Here is a 17,532-nt window from a genome sequence, read left to right as displayed (position 1 = left end):
ACTTTCTTTGCATGTCAGGCTCTATCACGCTTCCATGTTCATGAACCATGCTCGTGATAGCATCCGCGCCTATGAAGTTTCCAGGAAGATTTACCAGTGGCGTGCTCATGCTGTTATCCAGCTGCACGGCGCTGGCGCAAAGTGAATTGGATGTGCGGATCAAACCGTCCAACGATGAACTGAAGGCCAATATAGAGGGCTATATCGGCAGCCTCGGCGATCGTGACGAAGAAGCCTTGCAGCGCTTCAGTCGTGGCGCCGAGGAACAGGCGCGCAAGGCCGCCCAGGCCTTGGGTTATTACCAGCCGCACATCGACAGTGAAGTGAAGGGCGGCGAAAAGCCGCGCCTGGTGTTGAAGGTCGACCCCGGCGAGCCGGTGCACCTGCGCAATGTCACGGTGCGAGTCGAAGGACCCGCAGCGTCCCTCAAATCCTTTCGAATCCCCAAAAGCGACGCGCTCAAGCCCGGCGCCGTACTCAACCACGGGCATTACGAGGACGCCAAGCGCCTGATCCAGAATCAGGCTTCGCGTTATGGCTTTTTCAGCGGCCACTTCACCCGTTCGACACTGTCGGTCGACCCGCGGGCCGGCGTTGCCGATATCGAACTGATCTATGAAAGCGGTCCGCGCTATACCTTGGGCAAGGTCAGTTTCGAGGGCGATACGCCGTTCGATGACGAGCTGCTGCAACGCATGGTGCCATTCAAGGCCGGTATACCCTATGACTCGGAGCTGATTGCCGAACTCAATCAGAACCTGCAATCGAGTGGCTACTTCGAAGGTGTGCGCGTGGACGCGGCACCCGCGGCGTCAAAAGAGAATGCGATCCCGGTGGACGTCAAGCTCGAAACCCGCAAGCCACGGACCATGGGCCTGGGCCTGGGTTTCTCCACCGACGTCGGCCCACGGGCCAAGGCCAACTGGACCCGGCACTGGGTCAACGCGCAAGGGCACAGTTACGGCTGGGAGGCCGAAGTCTCGGCGCCTCGGCAGAACGTCGGGTTGTTCTACGACATTCCGCTGGACCCGCCGCTGACGGACAAACTGCGTTTTGCCGGCGGCTATCAGAATGAAGACATCGCCGGCACCGACACCCATAGCAAACTGTTGACCCTCGGCCCCGAATGGCACAGCAAACTGCCCAGCGGCTGGCAACGGGTGGTATCGCTGAAATGGCAGCGCGAGGATTACCAACTGGGCGATGACTCGGGACTCAGTACCTTGCTGATGCCCGGTGTGAGCTATTCGTTCCTCAAAAGCGACAACCGCATCGACCCGCACAACGGCTATCGCCTGCAATTCGAATCCAAGGTGGCCAAGGAAGGCCTGGGTTCCGACAGCAACCTGCTCTACGGCACGGCATTGGTCAAAGGCCTGACCACGGTGTTCGATAAACACCGCTTCCTCGGGCGGGTGCAGGTCGGCGGCAGTGCTACCAACGGCTTCAAATCGGTGCCGCCATCGTTGCGCTTCTTCGCCGGTGGCGATCAGAGCGTGCGTGGCTACGACTATCAGAGCCTGTCGCCGGAAAATTCCGACGGCGACCGCATCGGTGGCCGCTATATGGTGGCCGCCAGCGCGGAGTATCAGTATTCGGTCGCCGAAAAATGGCGAATCGCGACCTTTGTCGATCAGGGCAACGCCTTCAACACCCTCGAGCTGCCGAGCCTCAAGACCGGGGTCGGTATCGGCGTGCGCTGGGTCTCGCCGGTGGGGCCACTCCGCCTCGACCTGGCCCATGCGCTGGACGACGATGGCGGTATTCGATTGCACTTTTCCATGGGGCCTGAGCTGTGAAGCGTGGTTTGAAAATAACGCTGCTGGCGATAGCCGCACTGTTGATGCTGGTTGTCTTGTCGCTGGCCACGGTGCTCGGCACGGCGCCGGGCAGCCGCTGGGCCTTGGGCTTCGTACCGGGTTTGACCCTGGACAATTTCCAGGGCCGGCTGGGCGGGCAGTGGAGTGCCGACCGGGTGCTGTGGCAGCAGGACACCAGCCGGGTTGAACTGAACCAGGTGATTTTCGCCTGGTCGCCGTTGTGCCTGACCCGCATGACCTTGTGCATCGAGCAATTGCAGGCCGAGCAGGTCAGCCTGACATTCCCGCCGGGTGGCGAAGAACCGGACAGCGGCCCGATCACGCTCCCGGAGCTCAAGTTACCCTTGGCCATCGAACTGGGAGAGATCAAGGTCGGCAGCCTGGTGTTCAATGGCAGCGAGGAGCTCAAGGGCTTGCAACTGGCGGCGCACTGGACGGCTGCCGGTTTGAAGATCGATTCGGTATCGTTACAGCGCGATGACTTGAGCCTGAACCTGTCCGGCCTGCTGCAACCCAGCGGCAACTGGCCGCTCGGCGCCGAAGGTAAGCTGACCCTGTTGTCGACGCCTGAACCCTTGGTGCTGGCGTTGAAGGTCGACGGCGACCTGCTCAAGACCCTGAACCTGAAAGCCGATAGCAGCGGTTACCTCAACGGGCAACTGACCGGCGAGCTGCAACCCCTGGTGGACAACCTGCCGGCCAAGGTGCGGATCACCGCCGATGGTTTCAAACCCGGTCCCGATCTACCGGACACCCTGCAACTCAATCAGCTTGAACTCACCGGCGCTGGCGACTTGAAGAACGGCTACGCGCTGCTCGGCAAGGCCACGCTGCCCGCCGAGCAAGGGCCGGTCGCGCTGGCGCTGCAAGGCAAGGTCGATGCCAACGGCGCGCAGATCGCCGCGTTGGACCTGACCGCCAACGACAAGCAAAGCCTCAAGCTCACAGGGCTTGTGGATTGGAGCAAAGGCCTGAGCGCCGAAGCGAAAATCGACTGGCTGGACTTCCCCTGGCATCGTCTCTATCCATTGATCGACGAGCCGGAAGTGGCGTTGCGTCGCTTCACCGGGGAGGTGTCCTACACCGACGGCAAGTACCTCGGTCATTTTGAAGCCGCGGCGGATGGTCCGGCCGGCGCCTTCACCCTGGCCAGTCCGTTCGCCGGCGACCTGACGAAAATCTACCTGCAACAGATTCAACTCCAGGCCGGGCAGGGCAAGGCTGAAGGGCACCTGAACCTGCAGTTCGCCGACGGCATTGCCTGGGACACCGCGCTGGACCTGTCGGCGATCAACCCGGCGTACTGGGTCGCGGAGCTGCCGGGCACGCTGGCGGGGCCGTTGCGCAGCACAGGCGAACTGAAAAACGAAGTGCTCAGCCTCAATGCCGACCTGGACCTCAAGGGCAAACTGCGCGGCCAGCCGGCGGTGATCCAGGCCAAGGCCGATGGCCGTGGTGAGCAATGGAACCTCAACGCCCTGCAAGTTCGCCTGGGCGAGAACAGCATCAGCGGCAAGGGCAGCCTGCAACAGAAACTCGCCGGGCAGATCGATCTCAAGCTGCCGCGCCTGGCCCAGCTCTGGCCAGAGCTGCGCGGCCAACTCAATGGCCGCGTGGATGTCGCCGGCACGCTCAAGGCGCCCCAAGGCAAGCTTGACCTGCAAGGCTCGCAATTGGTTTTCCAGGACAATCGCCTGCAAAGCCTGAACCTGGACGCCACGCTGGACAGTGCGCAAAGGGCGAAAATCGACCTCAAGGGCAGCGGCATCCAGGCCGGTGACACTTCCCTGGGAACCCTGACCGCCAGCGGCCAGGGCGACATCAAGAACCAGAAGCTGAGCCTCGATCTGCAAGGGCCGAAGCTGAAACTGGCGCTGGGTCTGGACGGTGCGCTGGATAAAGGCAATTGGCGCGGACGCCTGGCCAGCGGTGATATCCAGGCCGGTGGCCAGGACTGGAAGCTGCAAGGGCCGGCGAAACTCGAACGTCTGGCGGACGGCAAAATCAACTTCGGTGCCCATTGCTGGGCATCCGGCCAGGCCAGCCTGTGCGGGGAAGACTCGCGGCTGATGCCCGAGCCGAAGCTGCGTTATCACCTCAAGCAGTTCCCGATCGACAGCCTCGCGCAGTGGTTGCCGAAGGATTTCGCCTGGCAGGGCCGGCTCAATGCCGACCTGCAACTGGACCTGCCGGCCAGTGGCCCGAACGGCCAGGTCAGTGTCGATGCCGGCGGCGGCACGTTGCGCATCAAGGAAAAGGACCAGTGGCTGGACTTCCCGTACCAGACCCTGAAACTCACCAGCAGACTCACGCCCAAACGTATCGACACCGAACTCGATTTCGTTGGCGGCAAACTCGGCGAACTGATGGTGCAGGCGCAGCTCAATCCGTTGCCGAAGAACAAACCATTGAGCGGCTCGTTCCGCTTGAGCGGGCTGGACCTGTCGGTGGCGCGACCGTTCGTGCCGATGGTCGAGAAGCTGGCCGGGCGCCTGAATGGCAGCGGCACGATTTCCGGCGGGCTTTTGGCTCCGCAGGTCAATGGCAGTCTGCAACTCAGTGACGGCGTGGTGGCCGGGCCTGAATTGCCGATGGAGCTGCAAAACCTGCACGTTCAGGCGATCATCGCCGGCGAAAGCGTGCAACTGAATGGTGGCTGGAACAGCGGCAAGGCCGGGCAGGGCAGCTTGAACGGCAACATCGCCTGGGGTCAGGCACTGGTGGTGGATCTGGCACTCAAGGGTTCGCAATTGCCGGTCACCGTCGAGCCTTACGCCAAGCTTGAAGTCGCTCCGGACCTGAAGATTTCGATGAAAGGCGATGAGCTGGCCATCGCCGGTAAGGTGCTGGTGCCCAGGGGCGAAATCACCATTCGTGAATTGCCGCCGTCGACGGTCAAGGTCTCCGATGACACGGTGATCGTCGGTCAGCAGACCGAGGAGGGCAAGCCACCGCTGGCGATGAAGATGGACATCGAAGTGCTGGTCGGCGAGGACAAGCTGAGCTTTGCCGGATTTGGCCTGACGGCGAATGTGCAGGGGCATGTGCACATCGGCGACAACATGGACACCCGTGGCGAGCTGTGGCTCAACGACGGGCGTTACCGCGCCTATGGCCAGCGGCTTTCAGTGCGCCGGGCACGTTTGCTGTTTGCCGGGCCCATCGATCAGCCGTACCTGGACATCGAAGCCATTCGCAAGACCGACGACATCATCGCCGGCATCCGTTTGAGTGGCAGCGCCGAACAGCCGACCACGCAAATCTTTTCGGAACCGGCCATGAGCCAGGAGCAGGCCTTGTCCTATCTGGTGCTCGGGCGTCCACTGAGCAGCAATGGCGAAGACAACAACATGCTCGCCCAGGCGGCCCTCGGGTTGGGTTTGATGGGCAGTTCCGGTGTGACCGGCGGCATCGCCAAGAACCTGGGCATCCAGGACTTCCAGCTCGACACCCAGGGCAGCGGCAACACCACCAGTGTGGTGGCCAGCGGCAATATTTCCGAGAAGCTCAGCCTGCGCTATGGCGTCGGTGTGTTCGAACCGGCCAACACCATTGCCTTGCGCTACAAACTGAGCAAAAAGGTCTACCTCGAAGCCGCCGGCGGCGTGGCCAGTTCGCTGGACATCTTCTACAAGCGGGATTTCTAGGCTCCCGTTTTCTCTCCAATCCGAGTCGCTGCCATCGCGAGCAGGCTCGCTCCCACAAGGGTTACGCAAGAACCTGTGGGAGCGAGCCTGCTCGCGAAGGCGTCGGCGTGGACAGCACAAAATCTGATGCCATTAGTCAACTATTTACCAAGCATGCTAACTATTGCGTTGACATTCGCTGCCTAGGCAGTAACATCTCGACATACATTCACTGCCTAGGCAGCTAACGGGTAATCAGATGAAGCATTTCTCTCCAGACGATTTCCACAATTGCCATCTCGGCCTGCTGCTCGGACGCGCCGCGCTGCTCAAGGACCGGATCATCGACACCCACATGGAACCCCATGGCATCACCGCCGCGCAGTTCAAGGTGTTGATCATCATGGCCCAGTACGGTGTCGATTCGCCGGGCGAGTTGTGCCGCCACCTGTCCCTGGACAGCGGCTCGATGACTCGCATGCTCGATCGTCTGGAACAGAAGGGGTTCCTCGCCCGCCAGCGCTCCGAGGCGGATCGCCGTCAGGTGCAACTGGTACTCACGGACGACGGCCAGAAGCTCGCCGGGCTGTTGCCGCACATCGGTGCCGAAGCCATGAATGAACTGGCCGGTGCCATCACTCCGGAAGAGCTGAAAACCCTGGAGATGATTCTGAAGAAGATTTTGGTAGCAGCCGGTGACTCGATCACCCTGCTGCGAGTAGGTGATAAATGAGCAGTAAACCCTTGCGTGCCGGCCTGAGCCTGGTGCTGTTGGCCATGAGCCTGGCCGGTTGCGCCAGTTACAGCGGCCTGAAAACCGAAGGTGTCAGCCTCGAGGCGAAAAACCTCAAGACCGGGCAATCCCTCGGCGGCGTGACCCTGTCGCCGGCCGCCTGGCCGAAGAGTGACTGGTGGAAAAGCCTCGGCGATCCGCAACTCGACGGTCTGATTCGCGAGGCCCTGCGCGACAGCCCGGACATGCAGATCGCCGACGCCCGTGCCCACCAGGCAAGCGCTGCCGCCTACGCCGCCGACGCCGCGCGAATGCCGACCCTGGATGCCAGCGTCGGTGTCAGCCGCTCGCGCCTGGCCCGGGACCAGGACCCGCTCGGGCAGGGTGACGCTTACGCCACCGTGCGTAACATCAGCACCAGTTTCAACTACAACTTCGACCTGTGGGGCGGCCAGCGTGATGCCTGGGAAGCGGCCCTCGGCCAGGCCCGTGCCGCCGAAGTCGACCAGCAGGCCGCGCAACTGACCCTGGCTGCCGACGTCGCCCGGGCCTACAGCGATCTCGGTCAGGCGCACATCGTCTATGACCTGTCCAACGAAGACCTCAAGCGCACCCGGCAAATGCTCGAGCTGAGCCAACGCCGCCTGACGGCCGGGATCGACAGCCAGTACCAGTTCCAGCAGACCGAAAGCCTGGAAGCCACCTCCCAGGCCAATTTGATCGACGCTGAAAAGCGCCTGAACAGCGCGAAGATCGCCCTTGCGGTGCTGCTCGGCAAAGGTCCGGACCGCGGCAATGAAATTGCCCGGCCGAACATTCTTCAGCCGAGCGCGGTAGCGCTACCTTCGGTGCTGCCGGCCGAGCTGCTCGGGCGTCGCCCGGACCTGGTTGCCGCGCGCTGGCGGGTCGAGGCAGCGAGCAAAAGCATCGACGCCGGCAAGACCCGGTTCTACCCCAACTTGAACCTCAGCGCCGCTGCCGGCGCCGAGTCCTTGTTGGGCGATGCGATGTTTGGATCGGCCAGCCGCTTCTTCAGCATTGCACCGACGATTTCTGTGCCGATTTTCGACGGTGGCCGCTTGCGCGCCGACCTCGATTCGCGCGACGCCGACTACGACCTCGCGGTGGCGCAGTACAACAAAAGCCTGGTGAAGGCGCTGGGGGATGTCAGTGACAGCATCAACCAGCTGCGCGATATCGGCCGGCAGATTGCTGCCCAGCAGCACGCCACCGACATCGCCCAGGATTCCTACAACACCGTGGTCCAGCGTTACGGTTCCGGCATCGGCAACTACCTGGACGTGCTCAGCATCGAGCAGCAATTGCTCCAGGCCCAGCGTCAGTTGGCCAACCTGAATGCCGAGCAGATCGACCTGTCGATCCAACTGATGCAGGCGCTGGGCGGCGGTTTCCAGCCTGAGGCCATCGCCTCGGCCAACCCCACGCCAGCCACGCTGACCCACTAATTCAAGGTACTCGTCATGGCCACTGCCGAAACAACTCAACCTCCGGAAAACACCCAAGGCAACCCCAACTCGGGCAAGCGCAAATTCATGCTGCTGGTCCTGGCTGCCGCCGTCGTGCTCAGCGGCGCGGGCGTCTGGGCCTACCACGAGTTCTACGGGCGCTGGAGCGAAAGCACCGACGACGCCTATGTGAACGGCAACGTGGTGGAAATCACCCCGCTGGTCACGGGTACCGTGGTCAGCATCGGCGCCGACGATGGCGATCTGGTGCATGAAGGCCAGGTGCTGGTGAACTTCGATCCGAACGACGCCGAAATCGGTCTGCAAAACGCCCAGGCCAATCTGGCGCGTACCGTGCGTCAGGTGCGCGGCCTGTACAGCGATGTGGATGGCATGAAAGCCCAGGTCAATGCGCAGAAAGCCGAAGTGCAAAAGGCCCAGGACAACTTCAGCCGGCGCAAGAACCTCGCCGCCGGCGGGGCGATTTCCCAGGAAGAACTGTCCCACGCCCGCGACGACCTGACCTCGGCGCAAAACGCCCTGGCCAACGCCGAACAAAAGCTCAAGACCACCAGCGCGCTGGTCGATGACACCGTGGTTTCTTCGCACCCGGACGTAATGGCCGCCGCCGCACAACTGCGTCAGGCCTACCTGAACAACTCACGCAGCGTCCTGATTGCACCGGTTACCGGTTACGTGGCCAAGCGTTCGGTGCAACTGGGTCAGCGCGTGCAACCGGGCACCGCGCTGATGGCGGTGATTCCGCTGGATCAGCTGTGGATCGACGCCAACTTCAAGGAAACCCAGCTGCGTGACATGCGCATCGGCCAACCGGTGGAGATCGAGACGGACCTGTACGGCAGCAGCGTCAAATACAGCGGCACCATCGACAGCCTCGGCGCCGGGACCGGCAGCGCCTTTGCCCTGCTGCCGGCGCAGAACGCCACGGGTAACTGGATCAAGATCGTGCAGCGCGTGCCGGTGCGAGTCCACGTCAATGCCGAGGAACTGGCCAAACATCCGCTGCGGGTCGGCCTGTCGACCATGGTCGACGTGGACCTGCACGACCAGAGCGGGCCGGTGCTGGCACAACAGCCGCCGCAGAAGGCGTCGTTCAGCACCAACGTCTACGACCGTCAGTTGGCCGAGGCCGACGCGATGATCACCCAGTTGATCCACGACAACAGCGCCGCGGTCAGCAAAACCGCGCAACGCTGAAATGCCATTACCTCGACCCTGTGGGAGCGAGCCTGCTCGCGATAGCTGACTGACATTCAACATCTATGTCGACTGAATCGACGCCTTCGCGAGCAGGCTCGCTCCCACAGGGTTAGCTGCGCCCGTCTGGTTTCAAAGGATTCGCCATGAGCAATAACGCCTCTTTCACGCCCCCCAGCCTGCTGCTCAGCACCATCGGCCTGTCGCTGGCGACCTTCATGCAAGTGCTCGACACCACCATCGCCAACGTGGCGTTGCCGACGATCTCCGGCAACCTGGGCGTGAGTTCGGAGCAGGGCACCTGGGTCATCACCTCGTTTGCGGTGAGCAATGCCATCGCCTTGCCGCTGACCGGTTGGCTCAGTCGGCGTTTTGGCGAGGTGAAGCTGTTTGTCTGGGCGACGCTGCTGTTCGTGCTGGCCTCGTTCCTGTGCGGGATATCCACCTCGATGCCCGAGCTGGTGGGTTTCCGGGTGCTGCAAGGGGTGGTGGCGGGGCCGTTGTACCCGATGACCCAGACGTTGCTGATCGCAGTTTATCCGCCGGCGAAACGGGGGCTGGCCCTGGCGTTGCTGGCGATGGTCACGGTGGTCGCGCCGATTGCCGGGCCGATCCTCGGCGGCTGGATCACCGACAGCTACAGCTGGCCATGGATTTTCTTCATCAACGTGCCGATCGGCTTGTTCGCGGCATGGGTGGTCACCCAGCAGATGAAAAAGCGCCCGGTGGTCACCAGCCGCCAGCCGATGGATTACGTCGGTCTGATCGCGCTGATCATCGGTGTCGGCGCTTTGCAGATCGTGCTCGACAAGGGCAATGACGCCGACTGGTTTGAATCCAGCTTCATCGTCATCGGCAGTGTGATTTCGGTGGTAGCCCTGGCCTTCTTCATCATTTGGGAGATGACCGACGAACACCCGGTAGTCAACCTGCGCCTGTTCGCCCACCGCAACTTCCGCTACGGCACCATCGTGCTGATCTTGGGCTATGCCGGGTTCTTCGGGATCAACCTGATCCTGCCGCAGTGGCTGCAGACACGCCTGGGCTACACCGCGACCTGGGCCGGTTTTGCCGTGGCACCGCTGGGGATCCTGCCGGTGTTGCTGGCACCCTTTGTTGGTAAGTACGCACCGAAATTCGACATGCGGTTACTGGCGGGCGGGGCGTTCCTGGCCATCGGCCTCAGTTGCTTCATGCGCGCCGGGTTCACCAATGAAGTGGATTTCCAGCACATCGCCATGGTGCAGCTGTTCATGGGGATCGGCGTGGCGTTGTTCTTCATGCCGACCCTGACCATTCTGCTCTCGGACCTGCCGCCGAGCCAGATTGCCGACGGTTCCGGATTGGCGACGTTCCTGCGGACCCTGGGCGGTAGTTTCGCGGCGTCGCTGACTACATGGATCTGGATTCGTCGTGCCGACCAGCACCATGCCTACCTGACCGAAAGCATCACCCCGTTCGACCCGGCGACCCGTGAAGCACTGAGCAACCTGGGCGGGGCGGGGGCCAAGGCCTACACGCAACTGGATCAAATGGTGATCAGCCAGGCGTACATCATGTCCACGGTGGATTACTTCACCTTGCTGGGCTGGATGTTCATGGGCCTGATCCTGATCGTGTGGCTGGCCAAGCCGCCGTTTACGGCGAAGGCCGGGCCTGCGGCGTCCGCCGGGCATTGATTCAGCTTTAAAAAGATCGCAGCCTTCGGCAGCTCCTACACAGGCATGTGTACACCTGTAGGAGCTGCCGAAGGCTGCGATCTCTTGACCTTCAAGGCGTTGCGAAATCAAACGGCGCCAGCGCAAACCCTTGTTCGTCGACCTGCAACGCCCAACCCTGACGATCCCAATCCCCCAGCACGATGCGCCGGGCTGCCTGGTCGCCCAACTGCAACTTGTGGATGGCCGGACGATGGGTATGCCCGTGGATCAAGGTCTTCACCCCGTACTCCTGCATGATCCGCGGAATCTCTTCGGGGGTGACGTCGACGATGTCATTGGCCTTCATCCGCACCTGGGCACGGCTTTCACTGCGCAGTTTGCGTGCCAGCTTGTGCCGGGTGCGCAAGGGCAGGTTGCGCAGGATGAACAGGGTGATCGGGTTGCGCAGGTAGCGGCGCAGCTTCATATAGCCTTCGTCGCGGGTGCACAGGCTGTCGCCGTGCATCAGCAGCACCGGCTCGCCGTTGAATTGCACTACACTCGGGTCTTTCAGCAGGGTGCAGCCGGCCTGCTTGCAGAAGGCCTTGCCGAGCATGAAATCACGATTGCCGTGCATCAGGAAAATGGCCGTGCCGCTGTCGCTGAGTTCGCGCAGGGCCTGGCAGATGGAACGCTGGAAGGGTGTCATGGCGTCGTCGCCAATCCACACCTCGAAAAAGTCGCCCAGGATGTACAACGCACTCGCCGAGCGGGCGCGTCCGGCGAGCAAATCCAGAAACGCCCGGGTAATGTCCGGGCGCTCCTCTTCCAGATGTAAATCTGAAATCAGCAATATCACTCAATGATCTCGGCTTTCTCGATGATCACGTCGTCTGCCGGTACGTCCTGGTGGCCGGACTTGGAAGTGGTGGCCACGCCTTTGATCTTGTCGACAACGTCGGTGCCGGCGGTCACTTTACCGAATACCGCGTAGCCCCAGCCTTGAACGTTCTTGCCGCTGTGGTTGAGGAAGCTGTTGTCCGCCACGTTGATGAAGAACTGTGCGGAAGCCGAATGCGGCTCCATGGTGCGGGCCATGGCGATGGTGTACTTGTCGTTGGAAAGACCGTTGTCGGCTTCGTTCTGGATGCTTGGACGCTTGTCTTTCTTTTCTTTCATGCCTGGCTCGAAACCGCCGCCCTGGATCATGAAGTTACCGATGACGCGGTGGAAAACGGTGTTTTCGTAGTGACCGGCTTTAACGTACTCGACGAAGTTGGCCACGGTGATCGGGGCCTTGTCGGCGTTCAGTTCGATGACGATGTCGCCGAAGTTGGTAGTCAGTTTGACTTGGGTCATGATCGGTACTCATTGAAGGAATTCGTGGTGTTGGAACATCATGCCCCGCCACCGGTTCAGCCTTTTTGGCCAAGGTGCGCAGTTTAGCGTGCCAGACGCGAATTTCGAGGCAGTTTTTTCATTTGCCGCCCATTAAATGCGACGGTTTACAGAGTGCGCTCTGTCAGGCACTTGACGGCATCGGCTATGATAGCGGCTTTGTTTTGTCCGGCCTTCATTACGGCCACGCACTTGTACGTTCAAGGATCCTATGAGCAAGCCCACTGTCGACCCTACCTCGAATGCCAAGACCGGCCCAGCCGTGCCGGTCAACTTCCTGCGGCCGATCATCCAGGCAGACCTGGACTCGGGCAAGCACACGCAGATCGTCACCCGTTTCCCGCCTGAGCCCAACGGCTACCTGCATATCGGCCATGCCAAGTCGATCTGTGTGAACTTCGGCCTGGCCCAGGAGTTCGGCGGCGTCACGCACCTGCGTTTCGACGACACCAACCCGGCCAAGGAAGACCAGGAATACATCGACGCGATCGAAAGCGACGTCAAATGGCTGGGCTTCGAGTGGTCCGGTGAAGTGCGCTACGCCTCGCAATATTTCGACCAGTTGCATGACTGGGCGGTGGAGTTGATCAAATCCGGCAATGCCTACGTCGATGACCTGACTCCGGAGCAAGCCAAGGAATACCGTGGCAGCCTGACCGAACCGGGCAAGAACAGCCCGTTCCGCGACCGCAGCGTCGAAGAGAACCTGGACCTGTTCGCCCGTATGAAGGCCGGCGAGTTCAAGGACGGCGCACGCGTGCTGCGGGCCAAGATCGACATGGCTTCGCCGAACATGAACCTGCGTGATCCGATCATGTATCGCATCCGTCACGCTCACCACCACCAGACCGGTGACAAGTGGTGCATCTACCCGAACTACGACTTCACCCACGGTCAGTCGGACGCCATCGAAGGCATCACTCACTCGATCTGCACCCTGGAGTTCGAAAGCCACCGTCCGCTGTACGAGTGGTTCCTCGAGCATCTGCCGGTGCCGGCCAATCCGCGCCAGTACGAGTTCAGCCGCCTGAACCTGAACTACACCATCACCAGCAAGCGCAAGCTCAAGCAGCTGGTCGATGAAAAGCACGTCAACGGCTGGGACGACCCGCGCATGTCCACGCTGTCGGGTTTCCGCCGCCGTGGCTACACGCCGAAATCGATCCGGAACTTCTGCGAAATGATCGGCACCAACCGTTCCGACGGCGTGGTCGACTTCGGCATGCTCGAATTCAGCATCCGTGACGACCTCGACCAGAGCGCCCCGCGTGCCATGTGCGTGCTGCGTCCGCTGAAAGTCGTGATCACCAACTACCCGGAAGGCCAGGTCGAAAACCTCGAACTGCCGCGTCATCCGAAAGAAGACATGGGCGTGCGCGCTTTGCCGTTCGCCCGTGAAATCTACATCGACCGTGAAGACTTCATGGAAGAGCCGCCGAAGGGCTACAAGCGCCTGGAGCCGGCCGGTGAAGTGCGTCTGCGCGGCAGCTACGTGATCCGCGCCGACGAAGCGATCAAGGACGCCGATGGCAACATCGTCGAACTGCGCTGCTCGTACGATCCGGACACCCTGGGCAAGAACCCGGAAGGCCGCAAGGTCAAAGGCGTGATCCACTGGGTGCCGGCCGCGGCCAGCGTCGAGTGCGAAGTGCGCCTGTACGATCGCCTGTTCCGTTCCCCGAACCCGGAGAAGGCCGAAGACAGCGCCAGTTTCCTGGACAACATCAACCCTGACTCGCTGCAGGTACTCACCGGTTGTCGTGCTGAACCCTCGCTGGGCAATGCACAGCCGGAAGACCGTTTCCAGTTCGAGCGCGAAGGTTATTTCGTCGCCGATCTCAAGGACTCGAAACCAGGTCAGCCGGTATTCAACCGTACCGTGACCCTGCGTGATTCGTGGGGCCAGTGATTCAAGGAAGTTAACGTGCTAACGATTTACAACACGCTCACCAAGAGCAAAGAAGTCTTCAAGCCGCTCGATGGCAACAAGGTGCGCATGTACGTGTGCGGCATGACCGTGTACGACTACTGCCACCTGGGCCACGGCCGCAGCATGGTTGCGTTCGACCTTGTGACCCGCTGGTTGCGCTTCAGCGGCTACGATCTGACTTATGTGCGCAACATCACCGACATCGACGACAAGATCATCAATCGGGCCAACGAGAACGGCGAGTCGTTCGAAGCCTTGACCGAGCGCATGATCGCGGCGATGCACGAAGACGAAGCGCGCCTGAACATCAAGAAGCCGGACATGGAGCCGCGTGCCACCGATCACATCCCGGGCATGCACGCGATGATCCAGACCCTGATCGACAAGGGTTATGCCTACGCCCCGGGCAATGGCGACGTGTACTACCGCGTCGGCAAGTTCATGGGCTACGGCAAACTGTCGCGCAAGAAGATCGAAGACCTGCGTATCGGTGCGCGCATTGAAGTCGACGAGTCCAAGCAGGACCCGCTGGACTTCGTGCTGTGGAAAGCCGCCAAGCCGGGCGAGCCGAGCTGGGAATCGCCGTGGGGCGCCGGGCGTCCGGGCTGGCACATCGAGTGCTCGGTGATGTCGACCTGCTGCCTCGGTGAGACTTTCGACATTCATGGCGGCGGCAGCGACCTTGAGTTCCCGCACCACGAAAACGAAATCGCCCAGAGCGAAGCGGCCACCGGCAAGACCTACGCCAACGCGTGGATGCATTGCGGCATGATCCGTATCAATGGCGAGAAGATGTCCAAGTCCTTGAACAACTTCTTCACCATTCGCGACGTGCTCGACAAGTACCATCCGGAGGTCGTGCGTTACCTGCTGGTGTCGAGCCACTACCGCAGCGCGATCAACTATTCGGAAGACAACCTCAAGGACGCCAAGGGCGCCCTGGAGCGTTTCTACCACGCGTTGAAAGGCCTGCCGAACGTGGCGCCGGCCGGCGGCGAAGCCTTCGTCGAGCGTTTCACCCAGGTGATGAACGACGACTTCGGCACGCCGGAAGCCTGCGCGGTGCTGTTCGAGATGGTTCGCGAGATCAACCGTCTGCGCGAGAGCGATCTCAATGCAGCGGCCGGCCTGGCGGCGCGTTTGAAAGAACTGGCCAGCGTGCTGGGTGTGTTGCAGCTCGAAGCCGATGACTTCCTGCAGGCCGGTGCCGAAGGGCGCGTGGATGCAGCTGAAGTCGAGGCGCTGATTGCCGCTCGCCTGGCGGCACGTGCCGGCAAGGACTGGGCCGAATCCGACCGCATCCGCGACCAGCTCACCGCCATGGGCGTGGTGCTGGAAGACGGCAAGGGCGGCACGACGTGGCGTCTGGCTGACTGATTGCTGCTTGAGTTACAGACAAAACCCGCCTTGTGCGGGTTTTTGTTTTTTCAAGATCAAAAGATCGCAGCCTTCGGCAGCTCCTACATATGGATTGCGTACACCTTGTAGGAGCTGCCGAAGGCTGCGATCTTTTGATCTTCGCTTTCAACCGTCCAACTGCCGCAACCGCTTGTAAAGTGTGTTTCGGCTAACCCCCAACAGCCGCGCCAGATACGAAATATTCCCCCCGACCGCCTGCAACTGCCGATTCAGTGCTTCCACATCATTCAAGTCGATGCCAAGCGGCTCCGGCGTCTCCACCGGTTCTATCTCCAGGTCGACAAAAAAATCATCCGGCAAGTGCTCTGCCCGCACCGGTTGCTCCTCGGCCATAGCCAGGGCCACCTGAATCACGCTGCTGACCTGGCGCAAGTTGCCCGGCCACGGGTGGCGGCCGAACAACGCCAGCACTTCCTGGCTCAAACCGGCCCATTGCGCCGGTTCGCGGTGCTGCTCCCACAGGCGCTTGAACAGCGCCTCCTTATCGCTGCGTTCGCGCAGGGGCGGCAGTTCCAAGGTCAGGCCGCCGATGCGGTAGTACAAGTCTTCACGAAACCGCCCCAGTTGTACTTGTTCGCGCAGCGAGCGGTTGGTCGCTGAAATGATGCGCAAGTCCACAGGGAACAATTCGCTGCTGCCCACTGGCTGAACGCAACGCTCCTGCAACACCCGCAACAGTCGCGCCTGTGTCGGCAGCGGCATGTCACCGATTTCGTCGAGAAACAGCGTGCCTTTGTCAGCCTTGCGGATCAGCCCGATGCTGCCTTTCTGGTTGGCGCCGGTGAACGCGCCTTTCTCATAGCCGAACAGCTCGGATTCCACCAATTCGGCGGGAATCGCCGCACAGTTGACGGCGATGAGCGCTTGTTTGCTGCGTGAGCTGGCCTGGTGCAGGGCTTTGACGAACACTTCCTTGCCGACCCCGGTTTCACCGTGGATCAGCAGTGGAATGTCTTTTTCCAGCAAGCGTTCGGCCTGGCGCACGGCTTTTTCCACGCGGCTGTCGCCGAAATGCAGGCTGTTGAGGCTGATGGCCGCAGGTGGAGTTACAACCGGCTCGGTGAACACTCGGGGTTGAATGGATGCCTGTTTCGGCCGCTTCAGCAGGCACTGGAAGCGGTTGCGTCCGGAGGTTTGCAAGGCGAAGGGCAGGCCTTCGGGTTGATTGAGCAGCTCCAGCAGCGAGACCTTGAACAGGCTCTCGACACTGACCCGCGACAGGCGGATGCCCAGCAGATTGTCGGCCCGGCGATTGGCCGACAGCACCTGGCCGCTTTCATCGAAAATCAGCAAGCCGGCCCATTGGCTGTCGAGGTTGTTCAGCCCGGTGTTGAACGTCAACTGGAAATGCTGGCCATGGAACAGGTTGAGGATCAGCCGGTTTTCCACGGTCTGGCTCATCATCTTGACCATGCCCAGGGTATGGGAGGGCGGCAGGTAGCTGTCGCTGGACACGTCCAGCACCGCGATCACCTTGCGCTCGGCATCGAAAATCGGCGCGGCGGAACCGGTCATGAAGCGGTTGGCCTTGAGGAAATGTTCATCGTGCTCGATGTGCACGGCTTGTTCGCAGGCCAGGGCGGTGCCAATGGCGTTGGTGCCGGTGCAACGTTCCATCCAGCTGGCGCCGGCGCTGAAACCCCGGGCCAGCTTCGGCTCGATAAAGCGCTGGGTGCCCCACGAGGTGAGTACCTGGCCCTGATGGTCGGCGAGCATGATCAGGCAATTGGAGTTGCTCAGGATGTTCTCGTAGTAGGGCAGCACTTCCTGATGGGTGGTTTGCACCAGTGAATGCTGGCTTTCCAGCAATTGCGCGATGCCCGCGGCCGGCAATTGGTCGAATGCCGGCGCGCTCTGATGACTGAGGCCGAACGCGCGGCAACGCGACCAGGAGTCCTGGATGATGGCGTCGTGGGACAGCGGCGATGCGGGTGCGGGCATGGCAGTCAGTCTCTGAATCAGCATTTTATTGTTGTTATGGCTACATGCACCCCCTGTAGGAGCTGCCGCAGGCTGCGATCTTTTGATCTTGTTTTTGAAGAGCAAGATCAAAAGATCGCAGCCTGCGGCAGCTCCTACAGATAGGCGTGAACGGTGTCTAGAGTGTTGTTCACTATTGTTCACTGTCAATGGGTGAACTGTTCAATTGTTCATTTCAGATTGTTCATTTGTGTTCAGCAACGAACGTCGACGGGCTGTGGTTTTCACTCATTTCAAGCTGAATCAAGGGCTTGGGATTTTTGGCACGGATGTCGCTTTATCGCTCCGGTCGCTTGATTCCA

General features: G+C 61.2%; 11 protein-coding genes. 8 read left to right on the top strand and 3 right to left on the bottom strand.

The window, feature by feature from the left end:
* Nucleotides 1–71: 71 nt before the first annotated feature.
* The 6 genes from CD175_RS04320 to CD175_RS04295 all read left to right on the top strand — a co-directional run bounded on the left by CD175_RS04320 (nt 72) and on the right by CD175_RS04295 (nt 10,542).
* Complete coding sequence (locus tag CD175_RS04320) at nt 72–1,799, top strand: autotransporter assembly complex protein TamA (protein ID WP_104447804.1); 1,728 nt, start codon at nt 72–74, stop codon at nt 1,797–1,799.
* A complete protein-coding gene (locus CD175_RS04315) occupies nt 1,796–5,467 on the top strand; it encodes a translocation/assembly module TamB domain-containing protein (RefSeq protein ID WP_104447803.1) in 3,672 nt (1,223 codons plus the stop codon). Before CD175_RS04320 ends, CD175_RS04315 begins: the two co-directional genes overlap by 4 nt.
* Nucleotides 5,468–5,705: 238 nt before the next feature.
* Complete coding sequence (locus CD175_RS04310; protein ID WP_104447802.1) at nt 5,706–6,179, top strand: MarR family winged helix-turn-helix transcriptional regulator; 474 nt, start codon at nt 5,706–5,708, stop codon at nt 6,177–6,179.
* Nucleotides 6,176–7,645: an efflux transporter outer membrane subunit gene (locus CD175_RS04305; RefSeq protein ID WP_104447801.1), complete on the top strand. Its 1,470-nt coding sequence runs from the start codon at nt 6,176–6,178 to the stop codon at nt 7,643–7,645. The genes CD175_RS04310 and CD175_RS04305 overlap by 4 nt, the downstream gene beginning before the upstream one ends.
* A gap of 15 nt (nt 7,646–7,660) precedes the next feature.
* Nucleotides 7,661–8,863 carry an HlyD family secretion protein gene (locus tag CD175_RS04300; protein WP_104447800.1) on the top strand — a complete coding sequence of 401 codons (1,203 nt, stop codon included), beginning with the start codon at nt 7,661–7,663 and terminating at the stop codon, nt 8,861–8,863.
* 146 nt (nt 8,864–9,009) lie between these two features.
* On the top strand, nt 9,010–10,542 hold the full coding sequence (locus CD175_RS04295) for a DHA2 family efflux MFS transporter permease subunit (RefSeq protein WP_104447799.1): 1,533 nt from the start codon (nt 9,010–9,012) through the stop codon (nt 10,540–10,542).
* Between the two features lie 91 nt (nt 10,543–10,633).
* Here CD175_RS04295 and lpxH read toward each other — a convergent pair whose 3' ends face one another.
* Both lpxH and CD175_RS04285 read right to left on the bottom strand, forming a co-directional pair.
* Nucleotides 10,634–11,362 carry a UDP-2,3-diacylglucosamine diphosphatase gene (gene lpxH, locus CD175_RS04290; protein ID WP_104447798.1) on the bottom strand — a complete coding sequence of 243 codons (729 nt, stop codon included), beginning with the start codon at nt 11,360–11,362 and terminating at the stop codon, nt 10,634–10,636.
* The gene (locus tag CD175_RS04285; RefSeq protein ID WP_104447797.1) at nt 11,359–11,862 is read right to left on the bottom strand and encodes a peptidylprolyl isomerase; all 504 of its coding nucleotides are present in this window, start codon (nt 11,860–11,862) and stop codon (nt 11,359–11,361) included. The genes lpxH and CD175_RS04285 overlap by 4 nt, the downstream gene beginning before the upstream one ends.
* Nucleotides 11,863–12,112: 250 nt before the next feature.
* Between CD175_RS04285 and CD175_RS04280 the strand changes: the two genes are divergently transcribed.
* Nucleotides 12,113–13,810 (top strand): glutamine--tRNA ligase/YqeY domain fusion protein, encoded by a 1,698-nt coding sequence (locus tag CD175_RS04280; RefSeq protein ID WP_104447796.1) that lies wholly within the window; start codon nt 12,113–12,115, stop codon nt 13,808–13,810.
* Between the two features lie 15 nt (nt 13,811–13,825).
* The gene (gene cysS / locus CD175_RS04275; RefSeq protein ID WP_007970481.1) at nt 13,826–15,208 is read left to right on the top strand and encodes a cysteine--tRNA ligase; all 1,383 of its coding nucleotides are present in this window, start codon (nt 13,826–13,828) and stop codon (nt 15,206–15,208) included.
* A 147-nt stretch (nt 15,209–15,355) separates the two neighbouring features.
* Here cysS and CD175_RS04270 read toward each other — a convergent pair whose 3' ends face one another.
* Nucleotides 15,356–17,191 (bottom strand): sigma-54-dependent Fis family transcriptional regulator, encoded by a 1,836-nt coding sequence (locus tag CD175_RS04270; protein WP_104448074.1) that lies wholly within the window; start codon nt 17,189–17,191, stop codon nt 15,356–15,358.
* Nucleotides 17,192–17,532: the final 341 nt, after the last annotated feature.

Origin of the sequence: Pseudomonas laurylsulfatiphila (assembly GCF_002934665.1) — a bacterium.
GTDB classification, from domain to species: Bacteria; Pseudomonadota; Gammaproteobacteria; order Pseudomonadales; family Pseudomonadaceae; genus Aquipseudomonas; species Aquipseudomonas laurylsulfatiphila.
The sequence above is the reverse complement of the archived record's forward strand: the minus strand, read 5'-3'. Positions and strand labels throughout refer to the sequence as shown.